The organism is Photorhabdus heterorhabditis (assembly GCF_018448905.1).
Classification (GTDB): domain Bacteria; phylum Pseudomonadota; class Gammaproteobacteria; order Enterobacterales; family Enterobacteriaceae; genus Photorhabdus; species Photorhabdus heterorhabditis.
This window is the reverse complement of record NZ_RCWA01000008.1, coordinates 114,206-133,081: the sequence shown is the minus strand read 5'-3', so window position 1 is coordinate 133,081 and position 18,876 is coordinate 114,206. Positions and strand designations below refer to the sequence as shown.

Annotated in this window: 16 protein-coding genes, 4 tRNA genes and 1 pseudogene; 16 read left to right on the top strand and 5 right to left on the bottom strand. The window is 43.1% G+C overall.

Going from position 1 to position 18,876, the window contains the following annotated elements; all coding sequences use genetic code 11:
- The 10 genes and pseudogenes from wzxE (at position 1) to EAE89_RS07435 (ending at position 7,703) form a co-directional block, all read left to right on the top strand.
- The gene (wzxE, locus tag EAE89_RS07480) at positions 1-1,251 is read left to right on the top strand and encodes a lipid III flippase WzxE (protein ID WP_214085625.1); all 1,251 of its coding nucleotides are present in this window, start codon (positions 1-3) and stop codon (positions 1,249-1,251) included.
- Entirely contained in the window at positions 1,248-2,333 is a 1,086-nt protein-coding gene (locus EAE89_RS07475) for a TDP-N-acetylfucosamine:lipid II N-acetylfucosaminyltransferase (RefSeq protein WP_054478928.1), read from the top strand. The genes wzxE and EAE89_RS07475 overlap by 4 nt, the downstream gene beginning before the upstream one ends.
- On the top strand, positions 2,330-3,685 hold the full coding sequence (gene wzyE, locus EAE89_RS07470) for an ECA oligosaccharide polymerase (protein ID WP_214085624.1): 1,356 nt from the start codon (positions 2,330-2,332) through the stop codon (positions 3,683-3,685). The genes EAE89_RS07475 and wzyE overlap by 4 nt, the downstream gene beginning before the upstream one ends.
- 15 nt (positions 3,686-3,700) lie before the next feature.
- Complete coding sequence (wecG, locus tag EAE89_RS07465; protein WP_054478932.1) at positions 3,701-4,438, top strand: lipopolysaccharide N-acetylmannosaminouronosyltransferase; 738 nt, start codon at positions 3,701-3,703, stop codon at positions 4,436-4,438.
- Between the two features lie 242 nt (positions 4,439-4,680).
- Positions 4,681-6,060, top strand: coding sequence for a bifunctional threonine/serine APC transporter ThrP (thrP, locus tag EAE89_RS07460; protein WP_054478934.1), 1,380 nt, complete (start codon positions 4,681-4,683; stop codon positions 6,058-6,060).
- 153 nt (positions 6,061-6,213) lie between these two features.
- Positions 6,214-6,290: transfer RNA gene (locus tag EAE89_RS07455), tRNA-Arg, on the top strand.
- 71 nt (positions 6,291-6,361) lie between these two features.
- Positions 6,362-6,437, top strand: a tRNA-His gene (locus tag EAE89_RS07450).
- Positions 6,438-6,452: 15 nt separating this feature from the next.
- Positions 6,453-6,539 (top strand) — tRNA-Leu (locus EAE89_RS07445).
- Between the two features lie 17 nt (positions 6,540-6,556).
- Positions 6,557-6,633: transfer RNA gene (locus EAE89_RS07440), tRNA-Pro, on the top strand.
- Positions 6,634-7,399: 766 nt separating this feature from the next.
- Positions 7,400-7,703 (top strand): annotated as a pseudogene (locus tag EAE89_RS07435) (NINE protein).
- A 93-nt stretch (positions 7,704-7,796) separates the two neighbouring features.
- Here EAE89_RS07435 and hemY read toward each other — a convergent pair.
- The 4 genes from hemY to hemC are packed head-to-tail and all read right to left on the bottom strand — an operon-like array spanning position 7,797 to position 11,841.
- Complete coding sequence (gene hemY, locus EAE89_RS07430) at positions 7,797-9,005, bottom strand: protoheme IX biogenesis protein HemY (protein ID WP_054478936.1); 1,209 nt, start codon at positions 9,003-9,005, stop codon at positions 7,797-7,799.
- A 3-nt stretch (positions 9,006-9,008) separates the two neighbouring features.
- Entirely contained in the window at positions 9,009-10,142 is a 1,134-nt protein-coding gene (gene hemX / locus EAE89_RS07425) for a uroporphyrinogen-III C-methyltransferase (protein ID WP_054478938.1), read from the bottom strand.
- Between the two features lie 20 nt (positions 10,143-10,162).
- Positions 10,163-10,903: a uroporphyrinogen-III synthase gene (gene hemD / locus EAE89_RS07420; protein WP_054478940.1), complete on the bottom strand. Its 741-nt coding sequence runs from the start codon at positions 10,901-10,903 to the stop codon at positions 10,163-10,165.
- The gene (gene hemC, locus EAE89_RS07415; protein ID WP_054478941.1) at positions 10,900-11,841 is read right to left on the bottom strand and encodes a hydroxymethylbilane synthase; all 942 of its coding nucleotides are present in this window, start codon (positions 11,839-11,841) and stop codon (positions 10,900-10,902) included. The genes hemD and hemC overlap by 4 nt, the downstream gene beginning before the upstream one ends.
- 596 nt (positions 11,842-12,437) lie before the next feature.
- On the opposite strand from hemC, the gene EAE89_RS07410 reads away from it, so the two are divergent.
- Positions 12,438-15,020, top strand: a complete 2,583-nt coding sequence (locus EAE89_RS07410; protein ID WP_054480837.1) for a class I adenylate cyclase — start codon at positions 12,438-12,440, stop codon at positions 15,018-15,020.
- Between the two features lie 29 nt (positions 15,021-15,049).
- Here EAE89_RS07410 and cyaY read toward each other — a convergent pair whose 3' ends face one another.
- A complete protein-coding gene (gene cyaY / locus EAE89_RS07405; RefSeq protein WP_054480833.1) occupies positions 15,050-15,370 on the bottom strand; it encodes an iron donor protein CyaY in 321 nt (106 codons plus the stop codon).
- A 78-nt stretch (positions 15,371-15,448) separates the two neighbouring features.
- Between cyaY and lptM the strand changes: the two genes are divergently transcribed.
- Genes lptM through yigB form a run of 5 tightly spaced genes read left to right on the top strand, consistent with a single transcriptional unit; the run spans position 15,449 to position 18,866 of the window.
- On the top strand, positions 15,449-15,634 hold the full coding sequence (lptM, locus tag EAE89_RS07400) for an LPS translocon maturation chaperone LptM (RefSeq protein ID WP_149616829.1): 186 nt from the start codon (positions 15,449-15,451) through the stop codon (positions 15,632-15,634).
- A 45-nt stretch (positions 15,635-15,679) separates the two neighbouring features.
- Entirely contained in the window at positions 15,680-16,504 is an 825-nt protein-coding gene (gene dapF, locus EAE89_RS07395) for a diaminopimelate epimerase (protein ID WP_054480829.1), read from the top strand.
- Between the two features lie 33 nt (positions 16,505-16,537).
- Positions 16,538-17,242 (top strand): DUF484 domain-containing protein, encoded by a 705-nt coding sequence (locus EAE89_RS07390; protein ID WP_054480827.1) that lies wholly within the window; start codon positions 16,538-16,540, stop codon positions 17,240-17,242.
- Positions 17,239-18,150 carry a tyrosine recombinase XerC gene (gene xerC / locus EAE89_RS07385; protein WP_214085623.1) on the top strand — a complete coding sequence of 304 codons (912 nt, stop codon included), beginning with the start codon at positions 17,239-17,241 and terminating at the stop codon, positions 18,148-18,150. Before EAE89_RS07390 ends, xerC begins: the two co-directional genes overlap by 4 nt.
- Positions 18,150-18,866 carry a 5-amino-6-(5-phospho-D-ribitylamino)uracil phosphatase YigB gene (gene yigB / locus EAE89_RS07380; protein WP_054480823.1) on the top strand — a complete coding sequence of 239 codons (717 nt, stop codon included), beginning with the start codon at positions 18,150-18,152 and terminating at the stop codon, positions 18,864-18,866. Before xerC ends, yigB begins: the two co-directional genes overlap by 1 nt.
- Positions 18,867-18,876 lie beyond the last annotated feature (10 nt).

Sequence of the window (18,876 nt, the reverse complement as noted above, 5' to 3'; positions counted from 1 at the left end):
ATGTCACTGGCTAAAGCATCGGTATGGACTGCTGGCTCTACACTGATAAAGATCGGTGTGGGGCTTTTGATTGTTAAATTACTGGCAGTTGCTTTCGGTCCCAGTGGTGTTGGGCTGGCGGGTAATTTCCGTCAACTTATTACCGTGCTGGGGGTATTGGCAGGAGCAGGTATTTTTAATGGTGTGACTAAATATGTTGCTGAATATCAGCAGCGACCGGAAAGGCTGCGTGCGGTATTAGGAACGTCTTCTGCCATTATCTTGGGATTTTCCACGCTGTTGGCAGTAATTTTTTTGTTGTTCAGTGGATCAATCAGTATTGGATTATTTGGTCATCAAGATTATGAACCCGTTGTGCAGGCGCTTGCATTTATTCAAATGGGTATTGCCAGTGCCAACTATTTTCTGGCTATTTTGAAAGGATACAGGGATGCTCTGGGGAATGCCCTGGCTATTATTCTTGGTAGTTTAATTGGCGTGATGGCTTATTATCTTTGCTTTACTCTTGGAGGGTATGAAGGTGCTTTGGCTGGTTTGGCTTTAGTGCCAGCACTGATAATATTTCCTGCGGGGCTGATGCTTTGGTATCGCAACGTGGTTCCGTTATCAGATCTTAAGCCTATGTGGGATAAGGTACTCGCTAGTCAACTCGGCAAATTTACCCTTATGGCTTTGTTGACTTCTATTACTTTACCAGTTGCTTACATTATGATGCGAAACTTGCTGGCCGCGCATTATAGTTGGGATGATGTGGGTATCTGGCAAGGTGTAAGTAGTATTTCCGATGCTTACCTGCAATTTATTACAGCTTCTTTCAGTGTTTATCTGTTGCCAACACTTTCACGATTACAGGGTAAGGTCGAAATATCAGATGAGATAGTCAAGGCGTTGAAATTTGTTTTGCCAGCGGTGGCTGTTGCGAGTTTTACTGTATGGTTGTTGCGTGATTTTGCCATTTGGTTGCTGTTTTCCGACAAATTTACAGCTATGCGTGATTTGTTTGCTTGGCAGCTGGTTGGTGATGTCTTGAAAGTGGGCGCCTATGTTTTTGGTTACTTAGTGATTGCCAAAGCTGCGTTGCGTTTTTATGTGCTAACTGAGGTTAGTCAGTTTTTGTTGCTTACTGGTTTTTCCCACTGGCTTATTCCTGCTAATGGAGCGTTAGGCGCAGCACAAGCCTATATGACAACTTATATTGTTTATTTCACCCTTTGTTGTGGTGTATTTCTTATTTACCGCAGGCGAGCATGACTACCCTAATTCACGTTCTGGGATCTGATATCCCGCATCACAATCGAACGGTATTACGCTTTTTTAATGATGTCTTAGCGCAAGAAATGGGTTTTTCGGCTAAACCAAAGTTTATGGTGGTGACCAGGAATCGAGCTTCTCTGGATGATTGTCCGGAGTTGGATATGACATTTTTTGACAGTAAAAAAGCTCTGGCGCAGGCGGTTACTGCTAAAGCGCAGTCAGACAGAGCTTGCCGGTTTTTTTTTCATGGTCAATTTAATACAGGTTTATGGTTGGCACTGTTGTCAGGAAAAATTAAACGCAATCAATTTTGGTGGCATGCTTGGGGAGCAGATTTGTATGAAGATTCTCGCCAGTTGAAATTCCGCCTGTTTTATTTTCTACGTCGTTTGGCGCAGAATCGAGTGGAACATGTATTTGCGACTCGTGGGGATTCACATTTTTATTCTCAGCATCATCTGAAGGTACCAACATCGTTGCTTTATTTCCCAACCAGAATGGAGCCAGCTTTGACGATGGTAGAAAAAACACCTTCTGACGATAACAGAATGACAATTTTGCTGGGGAACTCCGGTGATCGATCAAACCGACATATCGCCGCACTCAAAGCTATTCATAAGCAATTTGGTGATAAGGTACGAATAGTCATTCCGATGGGTTATCCGGAGAATAATCAGGCTTATATTGATCAGGTTGAGCAAACGGCTTTATCACTGTTTTGCTCAGAAAGTTTGAAAATTATTAAGCAAAAGATGGAATTTGATGACTATCTGGCATTACTGCGTTGTTGCGATTTAGGGTATTTCATATTTGACCGCCAGCAAGGGGTTGGAACAATTTGCCTGTTGATACAATTTGGGGTGCCATTTGTACTTAGTCGTCGAAATCTTTTCTGGCAGGATCTGACAGAACAGCAGGTACCGGTATTTTTCTGCGGCGATCCTTTGGATAGACAATTGATTGCCGAAGCACAACGGCAGATGCTTTCTTTAGACAGGAATACAATAGCTTTCTTCAGCCCAAACGTTGTTGATGGTTGGCGGCAAGCGCTGGCAAAAGTGGCAGGAGAGCAGCAATGAGTTTAACGCAATTTGGCGGATTATTTACTGTTTACCTGATATCACTGGTTTTTATCCTGACGCTAGCTTATCAGGAATTCCGACGTGTACGTTTTAATTTCAATGTGTTCTTCTCATTACTTTATTTGCTGACGTTCTATTTCGGTTTCCCACTGACGTGCTTGCTGGTTTTTCAGTTTGATGTTGAGGTGGTACCAGTAGACTCTTTGTTACATGCTCTGTTGGCTTCAACGTGCTTCTATGCAATTTATTATGTCAGTTATAAAACTCGGCTGAAAAGACCTTCTGGGCAACCCAAAGCACCGGTATTCACCATGAACCGGGTAGAAACTAATTTGACATGGTTACTACTGACATTAGTTGCGGTTGTGACCGTTGGGCTATTCTTCATGCAGAATGGGTTTCTATTGTTTAAATTACAGTCGTATAGTCAGATTTTCTCCAGTCAGGTGTCTGGTGTTGCCTTAAAACGGTTCTTTTACTTCTTTATTCCAGCCATGCTAGTCGTTTATTTCCTGAAACCGACACAATTACGCTGGCTGTTTTTTCTGATAAGCACGGTTGCTTTCGGGATTTTGACTTATGTGATTGTTGGGGGAACACGGGCTAATATTATTATTGCGTTTGCGCTGTTTCTATTTATCGGCATTGTTCGTGGTTGGATAACATTGTGGATGCTGATAACTGCGGGAGCAGTGGGAATTGTTGGTATGTTCTGGTTGGCTCTTAAACGCTATAGTTTGGATGTCAGTGGTGCAGAAGCGTTTTATACTTTCCTTTATCTCACAAGAGATACTTTCTCTCCGTGGGAAAATTTTGCGTTATTGTTGAATAACTACGACAAAATCGATTTTCAGGGGTTGGCACCGATTATCCGTGATTTCTATGTTTTCATTCCAAGTTGGCTTTGGCCAGGACGCCCTGATGCTGTGTTGAATTCTGCAAATTACTTTACTTGGGAAGTGTTAGATAACCACTCCGGCTTAGCAATTTCCCCAACTTTAATAGGATCTTTGATTGTTATGGGGGGAGTGCTGTTTATTCCGGTTGGTGCGATTGTTGTTGGGTTGATAATTAAGTGGTTTGACTGGATTTATGAGTTGGGGAAACAGGAGACTAATCGTTATAAGGCTGCTATTTTGCAGGCATTTTGCTTCGGAGCGATCTTCAACATGATAGTTCTGGCTCGTGAAGGGTTGGATTCATTTGTTTCCCGAGTGGTGTTTTTCTGTATTATTTTTGGTTTATGTTTGGTGGTTGCTAAGTTGTTGTATTGGCTGTTTGACAGTGCTGGGCTTATCAGAAAATATTTGACTAGCAACTGGGCTTTATCGCAAAAACGTCCGTTGTAATATTAAGGAAAGAAAATGGAGCGAAACAATATTCCTAAGTATAACATTCGCGGCTTGAATATTTGGGGCTTTCGCGATATGGCGCACTTTCTTGACCATATTTTTCAGCGAGGGCAGGTAAAGACGGGTACTTTGGTTGCAATTAATGCAGAAAAAGTTCTGACAGCGGAAGAAGACAATACTCTGAGTACTTTGTTAGGTGAAGTAGAATATCTGTATGCCGATGGTATCAGCATTGTACGTGCTATCCGCCGTAAATACCTTGATGCTAAAGTTTCTCGCGTAGCGGGGGCAGATTTGTGGGAAGCGATGATGGAACGTGCTGGCAAGGAAGGTACTCCTGTTTTTCTGGTCGGGGGGAAACCAGAGATATTGGAACAAACGGAAAACAAATTACGGACTCAATGGAACGTCAATATTGTTGGCAGCCAGAATGGTTATTTCACACCAGAAGAACGTAATATTGTTTTTGAACGGATTCATGCTAGCGGAGCAGCAATTGTAACAGTTGCAATGGGGTCGCCTAAGCAGGAAATTTTCATGCGCGACTGCCGTAAAATTCATTTCGATGCTCTCTATATGGGGGTTGGTGGTACTTATGACGTATTTACCGGTCATGTAAAACGTGCGCCGAAAGTATGGCAGAACCTCGGGCTTGAATGGTTTTATCGTTTGTTATCACAACCAAGCCGTATCCGTCGCCAGTTTAAGCTATTGAAGTTTTTGGGATATTACTACTTCAATCGTCTGTAAATGTGTTGTCTGCCTGTCGTATAACAATTTGCGACAGGTTGTCAAAAAATTCATTTCACAGCGTCTATATAACCGTTTGATCCTGCCGGGCTTTTACTATCAATACTAATTATTGGGTAATTTTTTATTCCACTGAGTGGAAAAACATGTTTTGATCCCTGCCATTTTTATGGCTGGTCAAAACCAGTTTTGTATATTTTGACTATTACACATTACAACACATAACAATGGACAGGGAATTTATGGCAGATCAACAACAGGGCCTGCAACGAGGTTTAGAAGCCCGTCATATCGAGCTAATCGCATTAGGCGGAACTATTGGTGTCGGTCTGTTTATGGGCTCAGCCAGCACGCTGAAATGGGCGGGGCCTTCTGTTTTGCTGGCTTACATTATTGCCGGAATTTTTGTTTTCTTCATTATGCGCTCCATGGGGGAAATGCTGTTTCTTGAGCCTGTTACGGGTTCTTTCGCTTCTTTTGGGCATAAATATCTCAGCCCATATTGGGGATGCCTGACCGCTTGGGGTTATTGGTTTATGTGGGTGGCAGTAGGGATATCAGAAATAACAGCTATTGGCGTTTATGCCGAGTTCTGGTTCCCTGAACTTCCTCAATGGGTGTCAGCATTAATTGCAGTGGCATTGGTCGCTTTGGCAAACTTGGCGGCGGTACGTCTTTATGGTGAGTTAGAATTTTGGTTTGCTATGATTAAGGTGACCACAATTATCGTGATGATCCTGGTTGGTCTGGCGCTGATATTTTTTGGCATCGGTAATCAATGGCAACCTATTGGATTGGGTAATTTGACTGCTCATGGTGGTTTTTTTGCTGGTAGTTGGCAAGGGTTCTTGTTTGCGCTCTGTATTGTGGTTGCATCTTATCAGGGGGTGGAACTGGTAGGTATCACTGCGGGGGAGGCTAAAAATCCACAGGTTACCTTAAAGAAAGCGATTAACAATATTCTCTGGCGCATCTTGATTTTCTACGTAGGCGCGATTTTCATTGTGGTTACATTATTTCCGTGGACAGAAGTTGGTTCACAGGGTAGCCCGTTTGTGATGACATTTACCAAAGTAGGAATCACTTCAGCAGCAGCCGTGATTAACTTTGTCGTATTGACCGCTGCGCTTTCTGGTTGTAACAGTGGTATGTACAGTGGTGGACGTATGCTCTATGCATTGGCGCAAAATCGACAGTTACCCTCATCACTGACTAAATTGTCAAAGAATGGTGTACCAGTAACGTGTATTGCCATTACGATCTTGTGTTTGATGGTAGGTTCCAGTTTGAATTACCTGATCCCAAACCCACAGGCGGTTTTTGTTTATGTCTACAGTGCTAGTGTCCTGCCGGGGATGGTTCCGTGGTTTGTTATTCTGGTGAGCCAGCTGCGTTTTCGTCAGCACCATCAAGCGGCATTGAAACAACATAATTTCAAATCTATTTTGTTCCCATATGTAAATTATCTGACACTGGCATTTTTATGTTGTGTGTTGGTGGGCATGGCGATTAACCCTGATACCCGTTTTTCACTGTTGGTAGGCGGAGGATTTTTGCTAATAGTGTCGCTTATTTATTGGTTGGTAAGGCTTTTTAGTGTCAGAAAGCTAATAGTCCGATAGATTAATTTGCTGTCATAGCTGGGGTGGTAGAGAAATTAAGAGCTGGCTTTATCAACGAAATGAGCAAGGTGTAATCAAATGCATCATTTCTGAAAAAAAGCACTGGACAGTAGATCATTAAATCCGTACTATCCCCATCCGCAACGGCGTTAAGCGCCCGTAGCTCAGCTGGATAGAGCGCTGCCCTCCGGAGGCAGAGGTCTCAGGTTCGAATCCTGTCGGGCGCGCCATTAATAGCGTGCAAGAGCTGCGGTGGTGTATTTTGCTGTTGTAAGTAGTGAATTATTAAATAGCTGTTATGGTGGCTATAGCTCAGTTGGTAGAGCCCTGGATTGTGATTCCAGTTGTCGTGGGTTCGAGTCCCATTAGCCACCCCATCTTTTTTGTGACACGCGAGGGTGGCGGAATTGGTAGACGCGCTAGCTTCAGGTGTTAGTGTCCTTACGGACGTGGGGGTTCAAGTCCCCCCTTTCGCACCATAAAAAAGAAAAAATTTCGGCGAGTAGCGCAGCTTGGTAGCGCAACTGGTTTGGGACCAGTGGGTCGGAGGTTCGAATCCTCTCTCGCCGACCAGATTCCAGGAAGAACCCTGCATTGCGGGGTTTTTTTGCATTTAACCTTTTTGCCCTTCCACTCTTCCTGTTTCCTTTTTTGCCTCTTATTCGCAACATGCGGTTTGTTGATCTAAGTTGATTGAATCACTCTTTTCTCTGGTATTAACTATTTGTTTTATATTGTAATTTATTATCTTGTTGTATTTTGACGACAATAGATATATTGACTGTCTCAAATAAGAGACTTTTAACATATTGAATTTAAATTAAAAATTTAAAACGCGTGAGGGATTGTCTCAAATAAGAGACAGTTAATGAAGCGAGCTTTATCGTGGTTTGCTTTCTCGTTGTAATAAATGGAGAAATAGCTGATAAAGCGAGGCAGTTATTCACTTGAATAAAAGCTGGCACGTTAAATGCATGCCATAAAAATGTAGATGCTCATCCTATTTCTTATGACAGCATAAGCTTCATAAACCCAGGGATGATGCAGAGCCGATTATCGGTGCCTATTGTCCATGTCACGATGAATAAGATACAGCTGTCTTTTCATCACCGACCGGACTCAACGTTGAGTGAGGCACTATCCGTCTGTAGACCTGATTGTATTTATACACCTATCTTTCTAAGGTAGGTGTTTTTTTGGCCCATCTTTAGGAATATCTTTAATCTATGAACGGTTCAGATATGAATATCTAATATAGGCAAAGCTGAAAATATGATTGCTGGTTTCGCTATAAAATAGGCTTGGTTACTTTTTTAACCTACTTAAAGGGAATATATAAATATCAAGAATGATTGGATGCTTTGGCTGCGGAAAGATGTTGCATGAATCTGCATAGTCGTGCCCACATTGTGGGGCGATGATAAGGGTACATTCTTCTGGTAGTAATAACAGAATTGTGGCGGCATTATTGGCATTTTTTTCTTGGTAGCTTTGGCGCCCATAAATTTTATTTGGGTAAGATAGGCATGGGAATTTTATACCTACTATTTTGCTGGATGTTCATTCCTTCACTTATCTCGTTTATTGAATTTATTATTTATCTCTGCACTTCCGATGAAGATTTCGCCAGAAAATATGGCTAGAAAAATGCCCTCGAATGGGGCATTTTTAGTGAAGTGTGAAAAATGCGAAAAGAATAACGGTAACTGGATAGCGAAGATACCGTGTTATCTGAGCTATTTGCTATGAACTACGTTACTCTTACGCTTCAAAGTTAGCACCAATCCCTCACGGCGAACCTGTGCCGCTTCTTCCGGTTTGCGTAACTTATCCAATGCATCTGCTAGCCAGGCATAATCATGAGCATCGGGGCGTTGAGCTAATGCTGCTTTAAAATCTTTTGTTGCTTTTTCCCATTCTCCGTGGTGTAAAGCAACCTGTCCAAGAGTACTATTCAATAAAGGAGTAGCACCATATTGCTTTAATTGATGGTCCAGTGCTTTTTGTACCGGTTTTGGATCTTCATTTTTCAACCGTGGGATCAGCCGTAGTAAACGTTCATCGTATTGACGTTTTAAACTTTCCAGGATGATCTTTTGTGCAGTTTCATGATCGTCACATTCGATCAAATGTTCAGATATTGCAATTTGCAAAGCCACATTATGACGAATCTTACGGCCTTGATCATGCCACCAACGTTTTAAACCTTCACTGCCTTGTTCTGACATATATTGATTCATCAGACCGATATAGGCTTGTTGACGCAGCTTATGAATTTGTGACTCATCATGCAGATGGATTTTTTCCATTGTCGGTAGTATGTCAATCAGTGACTGGTAAGCCCCTGATCTTGTATAAGCTTGTTCAGCTAGGCGCAACACTTCTGGATGGCGTGAAGCTTGATTCAGTAGTTTGTCCACACCATGGCGGGCCGCATGAATTTCACCTTGCGCTAGTTGAATACGTACACGGGTAATATCCACAGGCAACTGATTGTTGTCTGCGACTTCTGCTGCACGTTCCAGATATTGATTAGTACGGAATTCATCTCCGCGTTGCTGGGCCGCTTCAGCGGCCAGTAAATAGTTGACTACAGGTTGTTCTGCATGATCAGCATTACGGGTCAGCAATTGCTCCACTTGTTTGAAATCACCTTCTGCCAGTTTAATCAGTGCTTCTTTTGTTTGGGCATGGGCACGGCTACGTTTGCGCCCAAGGAACCAACCTCGAGTGCGTGAGCTTGTGCGCATAACTCTGCGGTAGCACCAACCAAGAAAGCAAAGTACTAACTGTAAAAGAACAAATATAATAAACAGACCGGTAACGCTAGTTTCAATATTGTAGTTGTCAGTTTGAATTAGCACATACCCCTGATGACCCGCAGCTATTGGACCAAGCACAATACCAACAATCAGCACAACAAACAGTAACAGGACTTTCAGCATAGCTTAACCCTCCTGATTGATTGCAGAAGATTGGGACAGCAAGCTGCGGACCCGGGTTTGCATCAGTTTTTCCAGTAAAGGCTGGCTTGAAAGATGATCTGGCACAGTAATGGAAATAGGTTGCTGACTCAGTGAATCAATTTCTTCCAGGAATGCTTTAGTATTTGGATCGTTAATATTAAAGTAAGCTCTGACCCAGGTTGAAACCGTTTCCAGTGATTGTTTAAATACTTCTCCTTGATGACGCGGTATTGCCTGAGCTGCAATCAATAAACGGGCGCGGATATTTTCCCGTAGATAGATATCCTGATTTGGTGCCAATAATGGCTCAGCAGCAGTATCACGGCGACGGATAGTAATGAAGTTATCCATAAAGCTGTTCCAGCTTTTGCTCAGATTCTGGCGCCATTCGGATAAGGTGCCGGTCAATTCATGATTGTCTTCATCCATTGGTAAACCATCGGGGGTATTGTCAGCCAGACGCAGGTTGTCTACTTGGTTAGAGAGCTGATTAACCCGCAGGATAATGCCATCAAAATCAACTTGGCTAATGGCGGATAATTCGCTGATGTCCTGTGTAATTGCACGACGAATTTCAATTAGGCTTGGATCATTCATTTCAGCAAGACTGGCATCTGCATTTTTTAGCAGAGCAGCGGCAGTGACGACATCTTGGTCATTCCATAATTTTCGTCCAGCCATTTTGACTAGAAAATCAGCCTGTGCCAGTAGCCAGCTTTTTACATCAGAACTGGATAACGCAGATATTTTGGCCTGTAATTCTTGCAGATGACGATCCAATTGCTCATTTTGTGCGGCTTGTGTGGCAACCTTGCTCGAAGCTTTCGCCTGTTCTTTGAACAGAGCTTCAATACGTTGCTGATCTTGTGATTGTTGATGTTTCAGCGATTCCAGTTGTTGGCGCAGCTCATGGTTCTCTGCACTCAGTAAGTGGCTTTGCTGTTGTCCGTAGTAATAAAGGCCACCACCGATTGCCAGAATAATTGCAATAGTAATAATGTTTCTCAGAACGCCAGAACGTTTTTGCTTCTGAGGCTCTATTCCGGGCTGTTGCGGGGGTTCAACCTTTTCTATTACTTTTTCAATTGTCTCGGCGGACTGTTTTTGTTCCGTCATAGTGGGTATCCCATGTCAGTTTATTCTAGGGCCTGAATTAAGGCATCATTATCTGCACTTTTAGCAACTTTGACATCTTGCCAGCCCAAATTCCGGGCGGTATGTGCAAGACGTTCGCTTACCACAATAAGATGGCAATTCAATAACCACCTGTTTCGATCACTGTCGGGTATTAAGTTGTATAACAATTGCAGTATTTCGCCGCTGGTTACAACTAAAGTTTTTACCCCATATCTTTGCCAGCGGGCGCTGAATTCTGCTGCCGAGTAATCTACTCGCTGGCGAAAATAACATTCACAATAATTAACTGTGGCACCTCTTTCTGTCAAAGTTTGGGCAATAAGTTCACGCCCGCCATTTCCTCTGAGCAGCAAAGCTTGTTTATTTTCAACCTGATATAATGAGGGTAGTTCTAGCAGGATTTCGCTGGTTTCGCCCTCTGATGGCCAGGCAATATTTATACCAGTCAGTTGATGAAAAGCCAGAGCGGTTGATCTGCCAATAGCATAATAAATCAGCTTGTCTGGCCATGATAGATTAATTTGATTTAACTTTGAGTTTGCATAATGCACTGCATTTTTTGACAGCAGAAATACCATATCACCGGTATTCAGATGGCAAAGTTTTTCAGCCAGTTGTGACAGTTCTGAACCTGGGCGAATATCGATTAAAGGTGCGCTGAAAGCAGTTTTGCCCGCAGCCTGTAATCTTCTAACTAATTCTTCTCCGGCAGGAGAAGGGCGTGTTACCAGAATGCTCATGTAGGGGGATTGCCTTGATAAACTTCCGCCAGAATTTCTCTTGCTCCCCGCTCCAACAATTCTTTGGCCAGTTCAACGCCTGCTTGACATGCATCTTTGGGTAAAACTGTCCGCTCGCCACGAATAATAACGCTGCCATCTGGCGCTCCAACCAATGCTCGCAGCCAGATTTTTCCATCCTGCCAGATGGCATAGCTACCTATTGGTACCTGACAGCCTCCTTCCAGACGGGTGTTCATTGCTCGTTCGGCAAGAACACAGATTTCTGTATCATAGTGGTTTAATGGTGCTAGTAGAGTTCGTGTTTGCTGGTCGTCAAGGCGGCATTCAATCCCCACGGCTCCCTGACCAACGGCAGGTAATGACTGTTTTGCGGATAATGGTGTACGGATACGGTCATGCAATTCTAACCTTTTCAATCCTGCAACAGCGAGAATGATAGCATCGTAATGACCATTATCCAGCTTACTCAGACGGGTTCCAACATTACCTCGAAGGTCACGGATAATCAGGTCAGGGCGTAATTCACGGAGTTGACACTGACGGCGTAAGCTTGATGTACCAACAATGCTGCCTGTTGGCAGTTTATCGAGAGAGTGATATTTGACAGAAACAAAAGCATCACGTGGATCATCACGTTTGCAAATAGTGACTAATCCTAACCCTTCGGGAAAAGAGATGGGTACATCTTTCATCGAATGAACGGCGATGTCCGCCCGACCTTCAAGCAGAGCTAGTTCAAGTTCTTTGACAAATAGCCCCTTACCACCCACTTTTGCCAGAGGTGTGTCCAGAATGATGTCTCCTTGGGTTACCATGGGAACCAGTTGAACTGCCAGATCTGGATGAAATTGTTGCAATTTTTTCTGAACATATAATGCTTGCCACATAGCCAGAGGGCTTTGGCGGGTTGCGATACGGATAGTTTTAGTTGACATAGATGCTTGTATTTTTCAGGCTTTGCAGTTGTCATATAGATGAAAAACATAATACCTGTTTTAACACTTCAACAGTTTTTTTTCCAGCTAAGACCTGGGAAGATAATATACAGATTATATTAAAATATAAAATAAATTTTAATTTTTAAATTATTTTTATGTCAATGCCATTGGATTGATTTAAATGTGAATTAAATTTTCTAGTAAATTATTTCTGTAATTGGAGAATTCTGAATAGAAAGAATCGCTAATTGAAATATAACCAATAAGGTGATTTCTATCAGGTCGTTAATAACAAAGAATTACATACAATACCTGAAAACTGGATAGGGGAAATTTCCTTATATAAAAGAAAGTATAAATGGTGTGGGTTTTATTGTTATTTTTATATATAACAATGTGTTACTTGGTTTCTTGCTGGGGGGGATATTGCAATTCAATTGCTTTACTGACTTTACGGTTTATCTACAAGGTGTTAAATTGATCACGTTTCCGGTAATAAATTGGTAAAAATCATTATAAATAATTCCATTGAGCTATATCAGCCGGAAGCAGGGGATTTATCTGGGCACTGGAACTCAATCGGGCGATACGTCTTGTACCTTTATATTGAAACGCTGAAGCAGAGACTGGACGCGATAAACCAACTCAGGTTAGAACGCGCCTCTACCGCCATGAGTGCGGAATTCAAACAGGTATACAGTTTACTGCCAGTATTATTGCATTATCATCATCCGCTGATGCCAGGTTACATCAATGGTAATGTTCCCTATGGCGTGTGTTTTTTCGAGCATGATCATGATGAAGTACAGAAATCTTATCTTATTGATTTAGAGAATAAATTAAATCACGTTATAGAACCGCCTGCCAATGGTGAGCTTCCCATTACGGGTATCTATTCAATGGGGAGTACTTCGTCAATCGGGCAAAGCTGTTGTTCCGATCTGGATATTTGGGTATGTCATCAGTCATGGCTTGATAATGATGAGCGCCTTCTGCTGCAACGTAAATGTACTCTTATTGAACAGTGGGCTGCGGCGCTTGGCATCGAAGTTAATTTTTTTCTTATTGATGAAAACCGATTTCGCCATAATACCAGTGGTAGCCTTGGTGGTGAGGATTGTGGTTCTACTCAGCATATTCTGTTACTTGATGAATTTTATCGTACTGCTGTACGTATGGCCGGTAAGCGTTTGCTATGGGAGATGGTGCCAGTAGAAGAAGAAAGCCATTATGATGAATATGTTTTGTCGCTTTATGCGCAAGGTGTTCTGACTCCAAATGAGTGGCTTGATCTTGGTGGGTTGGGCGAATTATCCGCTGAGGAATACTTTGGCGCCAGTTTATGGCAACTGTACAAAAGTATCGACTCTCCTTATAAAGCTGTATTGAAAAGCCTGTTATTAGAAGCCTATTCTTGGGAATATCCTAACGGTAAGTTATTGGCAATGGAGATGAAGCAGCGTTTGCACGCGGGTGAAATTGTCTCCTTTGGCCTTGATGCATATAGCATGATGCTTGAACGTGTTACCCGCTATCTGACGGAAATTAATGATACGACTCGTTTGGATCTAATACGTCGATGCTTCTATTTAAAAGTTTGTGAAAAGCTCTCTCTTGATCAAGATGATAAAGGTTATAACGGCTGGCGGTGCCAAGTTCTGACTCAACTGGTATATGAGTGGAAGTGGGATGCAGAACGGCTGGAAATCTTGGATAACCGTAATTCATGGAAAATTGAACAGGTTCGTGACGCTCATAATGAGCTGCTTGATACCATGATGCAGAGTTATCGTAACCTAATCCGTTTCGCTCGCCGCAATAATCTGAGTGTCAGTGCCAGTCCACAGGATATTGGTGTACTGACCCGTAAGCTATACGCTGCATTTGAAGCGTTGCCGGGGAAGGTGACGTTGGTTAATCCACAGATTTCTCCAGACTTATCAGAAAAAAATTTAACATTTATTTATGTTCCTCAAGGGCGTGCAAATCGTAGTGGTTGGTATCTCTACAATCAGGCACCAACCATTGAATCAATTATTGGTCATCAGCCTCTGGAATATAACCGTTATCTGAATAAACTGGTGTCGTGGACCTATTTTAACGGCTTGTTGACAGAAAAATCCTGTATTCATATTCATAATGGTGAAGCCCAGTGTGATGAGCTGAAATTGCATGAATTAATTAACGATATTTCCGTTCATTTCCCTATCCGTCTGCCAGCCCCGACGCCAAAGGCCCTTTATAGCCCATGTGAGATTCGCCATTTGGCAATTATTGTCAATCTGGAGAAAGATCCGACCGCTGAGTTCGCCAATCAGGTCGTGCATTTTGATTTTCGTAAGCTTGATGTATTCAGCTTTGGTGAATCGCAGCAGTGTTTGGTTGGCAGTATTGACTTGCTTTACCGTAATTCATGGAATGAAGTGCGAACTTTACATTTTAGTGGTGAACAATCTGTTCTGGAAGCATTGAAAACTATTTTGGGCAAAATGCATCAGGATGCTGCGCCACCAGCAGCGGTTGAAGTGTTCTGTTACAGCCAGCATTTACGTGGACTTATCCGCACTCGAATTCAGCAACTCGTATCTGAATGTATTGAGTTGCGTTTGTCCAGCAATCGTCAGGACCCGGGCCGTTTTAAGGCGTTGCGCATTGCAGGACAGACCTGGGGGCTTTTCTTTGAACGTCTTAACGTATCTGTGCAGAAGTTAGAAAATGCGGTGGAATTTTATGGGGCAATTTCTAATAACAAATTGCATGGGTTGCCGGTAAAAATCAATACCAAAGAGACACACTTGCCCGCGGTGGTTGATGGTTTTGCCAGTGAGGGGATCATTCAATTTTTCTTCGAAAATGCGGAAGATGGCAAAGGCTTTAATATTTATATTCTGGATGAAGCCAATCGGGTAGAAATTTACTCTCATTGTGAGGGGAGTAAGGAGGAACTGGTGCGCGATGTCAGCCGGTTTTATTCTTCATCTCATGATCGGTTTACTTACGGATCAAGTTTTATTAATTTTAACCTGCCACAGTTTTATCAAATTGTCCAAATGGGAGGCCTGGTTCAGGTTATTCCATTCAGCGGATCATCTTTCTCACATTTATGTGTAACTGATGATGGGGAAAATCGCGCAGAAGAGCTGCCGGAACTTTATCGTTCTGTATCACATTATTGATTTACCCCGCCACGCGGGGTATGGGGTAATCATTCAAAACTGAACAGTTCACCACTTTGTTCTGTGATGGACTGCGCTAGCATGGTGAGGAAATCTCCGCCGCGACGGTCGCAAATCCACTGACCATCTTTATAGTCAAAATGATAACCCCCGTTTTTAGTTGCTAGCCAGATTTGATGGAAAGGTTCCTGGCGGTTGATAATAATTTTGCTATCGTTATCAAAGCTCAGGGTCATGACACCGCCATTGGTTTCACAGTCAATATCAGCATCGCCATCATAGTTATCCAGTTGCTCTTCAATATAAAGCATTAGTTGGTCAGCTAACTGATGAAATTCACTGTCGTTCATCTTCATTTCCTATTTGCTTTTCGAGGTCTAACTGCGATTATAGAGAATATTGACGTATGAATTACAGGCATTAATGCAATGAAGAAAAAATTACACGGGTTTCTGGCTATCATAACCTTATTTACACTTTCTGGTTGTGGCCTAAAAGGCCCTCTTTATTTTCCACCAGAACAACCACCGGCAGAAAAAACGACGACTGCGGCTCAGGTGCATGAAGATAGCGCGCAAAAAGAGCAGAAAGTGGGCAGCATCTCTCAGAAATAAGCGAGATAAGCCGGGTAGTTACCGCGGTTTACGGTGGAGCGTTATATGCAGTTCTCCAAAATGCATGGTCTTGGTAATGACTTTATGGTCGTTGATGCTGTGACCCAAAATGTTTATTTCTCACCAGAACTGATCTGCCGTCTGGCAGACAGGAATACGGGTATTGGCTTCGATCAATTATTGATTGTTGAAGCACCTTATGATCCGGATTTGGATTTTCATTATCGCATTTTTAATTCCGATGGTAGTGAGGTCGCACAATGTGGCAATGGTGCCCGTTGTTTTGCCCGTTTTGTCCGTCTTAAGGGATTGATTAATAAACGTGAGATAAAAGTCAGTACCCAATCAGGGCGTATGGTGCTGAGTATCACTAATGATGATCAGGTTTGCGTTAATATGGGGGAACCTGAATTTGAACCCCATAATGTACCATTTCGCGCGTTAAGAGCAGAAAAAACCTATATTTTAAGGGTGATAGAGAAAACGGTTCTTTGCAGTGTTGTTTCTATGGGGAATCCCCATTGCGTGATTCAGGTAGCAGACGTGGAGACTGCCGAAGTGGAAATTCTGGGGCCAGCACTGGAAAGCCACGAAAGATTTCCTGAACGGGCTAATATTGGTTTCATGCAAGTTTTAAATCGTGGTCATATCCGTTTACGGGTTTATGAACGTGGAGTTGGGGAAACTCAAGCTTGTGGTAGCGGTGCTTGTGCTGCGGTGGCAGTCGGCATTCAGCAACAACTACTCGACAGTCATGTTCGGGTAGATTTGCCTGGAGGCTCGCTGTTTATTTGCTGGGCAGGGCCGGGAACTCCCCTCTATATGACTGGACCGGCGACACATGTTTATGATGGCACAATTCATTTGTAATCGATTCTGTTTTGAACCGTGGGGCGTCGGAAGATGGAGAAAAAAGAAAAGCCGTTAAGCATCAGTGGTACACTTAATGATCAGGCGGTTGTGGAATATTTGTTGGAAAACCCCAACTTCTTTATCCGCAATGCACGTGCTATTGAACAGCTACAGGTTCCTCACCCGGTAAGAGAAGCTATTTCTTTGGTTGAATGGTATATGAGCCGTCAGAGAACACGCACTACTTATCTGGAAGAAGAGATAACCCTGTTAATGGAGCAGGCCAAAGTGAATGAACGGTTGTTTGAGCAATTGTTTAAATTACTTGTTGATTTGTCTGCGGCAGAAAGTTTACAGGATATGCTTGGTCGGTTGAGTTCATGGGCGAAAAATCTGGGGCTAAATAGTGCAACTATCCGTCTGTTTAGTGATAAATGGCATATTGGAGCACCGTTTAATGCGCCTGGTTTAGCGCTTTCCCGTAATGCTTTCGAACCAATCCGTATTCAGCGTTTTGGTAATAATAACCACTACCTCGGTATGCTGAACGGGCCGGAAATTTTATTGTTATTGCCACAGGTTCGTCATGTAGGTTCAGTTGCTGTATCTCTACTGGGCACTAGGGGAGAGTTGGGAGTGGTAATATTTAACAGCCGAAATCATCAGCATTATCAGGAGGGCATGGGAACGGATATGCTTGATCATCTGGCTAAGTTATTGCCGGATATACTGTCTCGATGGATTAAACGGATATGACGCAAGAAATCGATCTATTACTGGAACCGGTTGAGGTATTTCTGCGGTATCTCAGGGTAGAGCGTCGGCTAAGCCCGGTGACTATCATTAATTACCGTCGTCATCTTTCTGCGCTGGCTGAGATGGTTTTAGCAATAGATGTTAGACAATGGGAAGATCTTGATCCTGCCAAAGTGAGAATGTTAGTAACACGTAGTCGCCGCGCTGGTTTACAGTCAGCTAACTTGTCTTTGCGCTTATCTTCCTTGCGCAGTTTCCTTGATTGGTTGGTTACTCAGGGCGTGATTGCCGTTAACCCGGGTAAAGCCGTGAGTACCCCGGGAACTAAGCGCCACCTGCCGAAAAATATTGATGTGGATGAAGTCGACCAATTACTCAATATCAATTTCAATGATCCATTATCAGTGCGTGACCGGACTATGTTGGAAGTGATGTATGGTGCTGGGCTGCGTTTATCGGAGCTGGTTAGTCTTGATTGTCAACATCTGGATCTTGAAAGTGGAGAGGTATGGGTTTTAGGTAAAGGGAGTAAAGAGCGGAAGGTTCCTGTGGGACGGACTGCGATTGAATGGCTGAATCGCTGGCTGGAGATGCGAGAATTGTTCGAACCGGGGGATAATGCTGTTTTTATCTCAAATAGGGGGCGGCGGATATCAACCCGGAATGTACAGCAGCGATTTGCGCAGTGGGGCATACGCCAAGGGATAAATACTCATATCCATCCTCATAAATTGCGTCACTCTTTTGCCACTCATATTCTAGAATCCAGTGGTGATTTGCGTGCGGTTCAGGAGCTGCTTGGTCATGCCAGCTTGTCTACTACGCAAGTTTATACCCACTTGGATTTCCAGCATTTGACAAAAGTGTATGATGTCGCTCATCCCAGAGCCAAACGAGGGAAATCGTGATGCATTTTTATCGGCCTCTTGCGCCAGTCTCAGCAATGACATTTGATCTGGATGACACACTTTACGATAATCGCCCAGTGTTAGATAAGGCAGAAGAAGAAGTACTGAATTTTGTGCGGCAATATTCTCCTAAATTTAGTCACCTTGATCATCAGGATCTGAGAGTTTTCCGTAAAGTGATACTTGAGCAACATCCTGACATTTATCATGACATGACTTTATTGCGTTGGCAGTCTGCGGAGCTGATGTTTTGTCATTACGGTTTTAGCCGTGAAGATGCTTGTCGGGGGGCAGATGAGATTACGGCCCATTTCGCACACTGGCGCAGTCAGATTGATGTGCCTGAAGCAACACATAAAACCCTAGCTATACTTGCTGAACGGATGCCATTGGTAGCTATTACGAATGGTAATGCAGAACCAGCGGCTTGTGGCCTTGCTCGTTATTTTAAATTTGTGTTGAAAGCTGGCCCTGATGGGCGCTCAAAACCTTACAGTGATATGTATCGTTTGGCAGCAGATCGCTTGAGTTTACCGCTTGGGAGAATTTTGCACGTCGGTGATGACCTGAATACCGATGTGGAAGGGGCAGTTCGTAGTGGTATGCAAGCTTGCTGGATTAATACAGAAAATAAAAAATTATTGCAGGTAGCTGAAAGTCGCCTGCTGCCGCACATTGAGATTTCCGATTTGGCTTCTTTGACAGCATTGATATAATCAAGAAATT

Coding starts and splice junctions, on each gene's coding strand:
- EAE89_RS07390 (WP_054480827.1), top strand. CDS start 16,538: ATGGAGAAAAAAGAAAAGCCGTTAAGCATCAGTGGTACACTTAATGAT.
- yigB (WP_054480823.1), top strand. CDS start 18,150: ATGCATTTTTATCGGCCTCTTGCGCCAGTCTCAGCAATGACATTTGAT.
- hemC (WP_054478941.1), bottom strand. CDS start 11,841: ATGTCAACTAAAACTATCCGTATCGCAACCCGCCAAAGCCCTCTGGCT.
- xerC (WP_214085623.1), top strand. CDS start 17,239: ATGACGCAAGAAATCGATCTATTACTGGAACCGGTTGAGGTATTTCTG.
- wzyE (WP_214085624.1), top strand. CDS start 2,330: ATGAGTTTAACGCAATTTGGCGGATTATTTACTGTTTACCTGATATCA.
- cyaY (WP_054480833.1), bottom strand. CDS start 15,370: ATGAACGACAGTGAATTTCATCAGTTAGCTGACCAACTAATGCTTTAT.
- lptM (WP_149616829.1), top strand. CDS start 15,449: ATGAAGAAAAAATTACACGGGTTTCTGGCTATCATAACCTTATTTACA.
- hemX (WP_054478938.1), bottom strand. CDS start 10,142: ATGACGGAACAAAAACAGTCCGCCGAGACAATTGAAAAAGTAATAGAA.
- wecG (WP_054478932.1), top strand. CDS start 3,701: ATGGAGCGAAACAATATTCCTAAGTATAACATTCGCGGCTTGAATATT.
- hemD (WP_054478940.1), bottom strand. CDS start 10,903: ATGAGCATTCTGGTAACACGCCCTTCTCCTGCCGGAGAAGAATTAGTT.
- wzxE (WP_214085625.1), top strand. CDS start 1: ATGTCACTGGCTAAAGCATCGGTATGGACTGCTGGCTCTACACTGATA.
- dapF (WP_054480829.1), top strand. CDS start 15,680: ATGCAGTTCTCCAAAATGCATGGTCTTGGTAATGACTTTATGGTCGTT.
- EAE89_RS07475 (WP_054478928.1), top strand. CDS start 1,248: ATGACTACCCTAATTCACGTTCTGGGATCTGATATCCCGCATCACAAT.
- thrP (WP_054478934.1), top strand. CDS start 4,681: ATGGCAGATCAACAACAGGGCCTGCAACGAGGTTTAGAAGCCCGTCAT.
- hemY (WP_054478936.1), bottom strand. CDS start 9,005: ATGCTGAAAGTCCTGTTACTGTTTGTTGTGCTGATTGTTGGTATTGTG.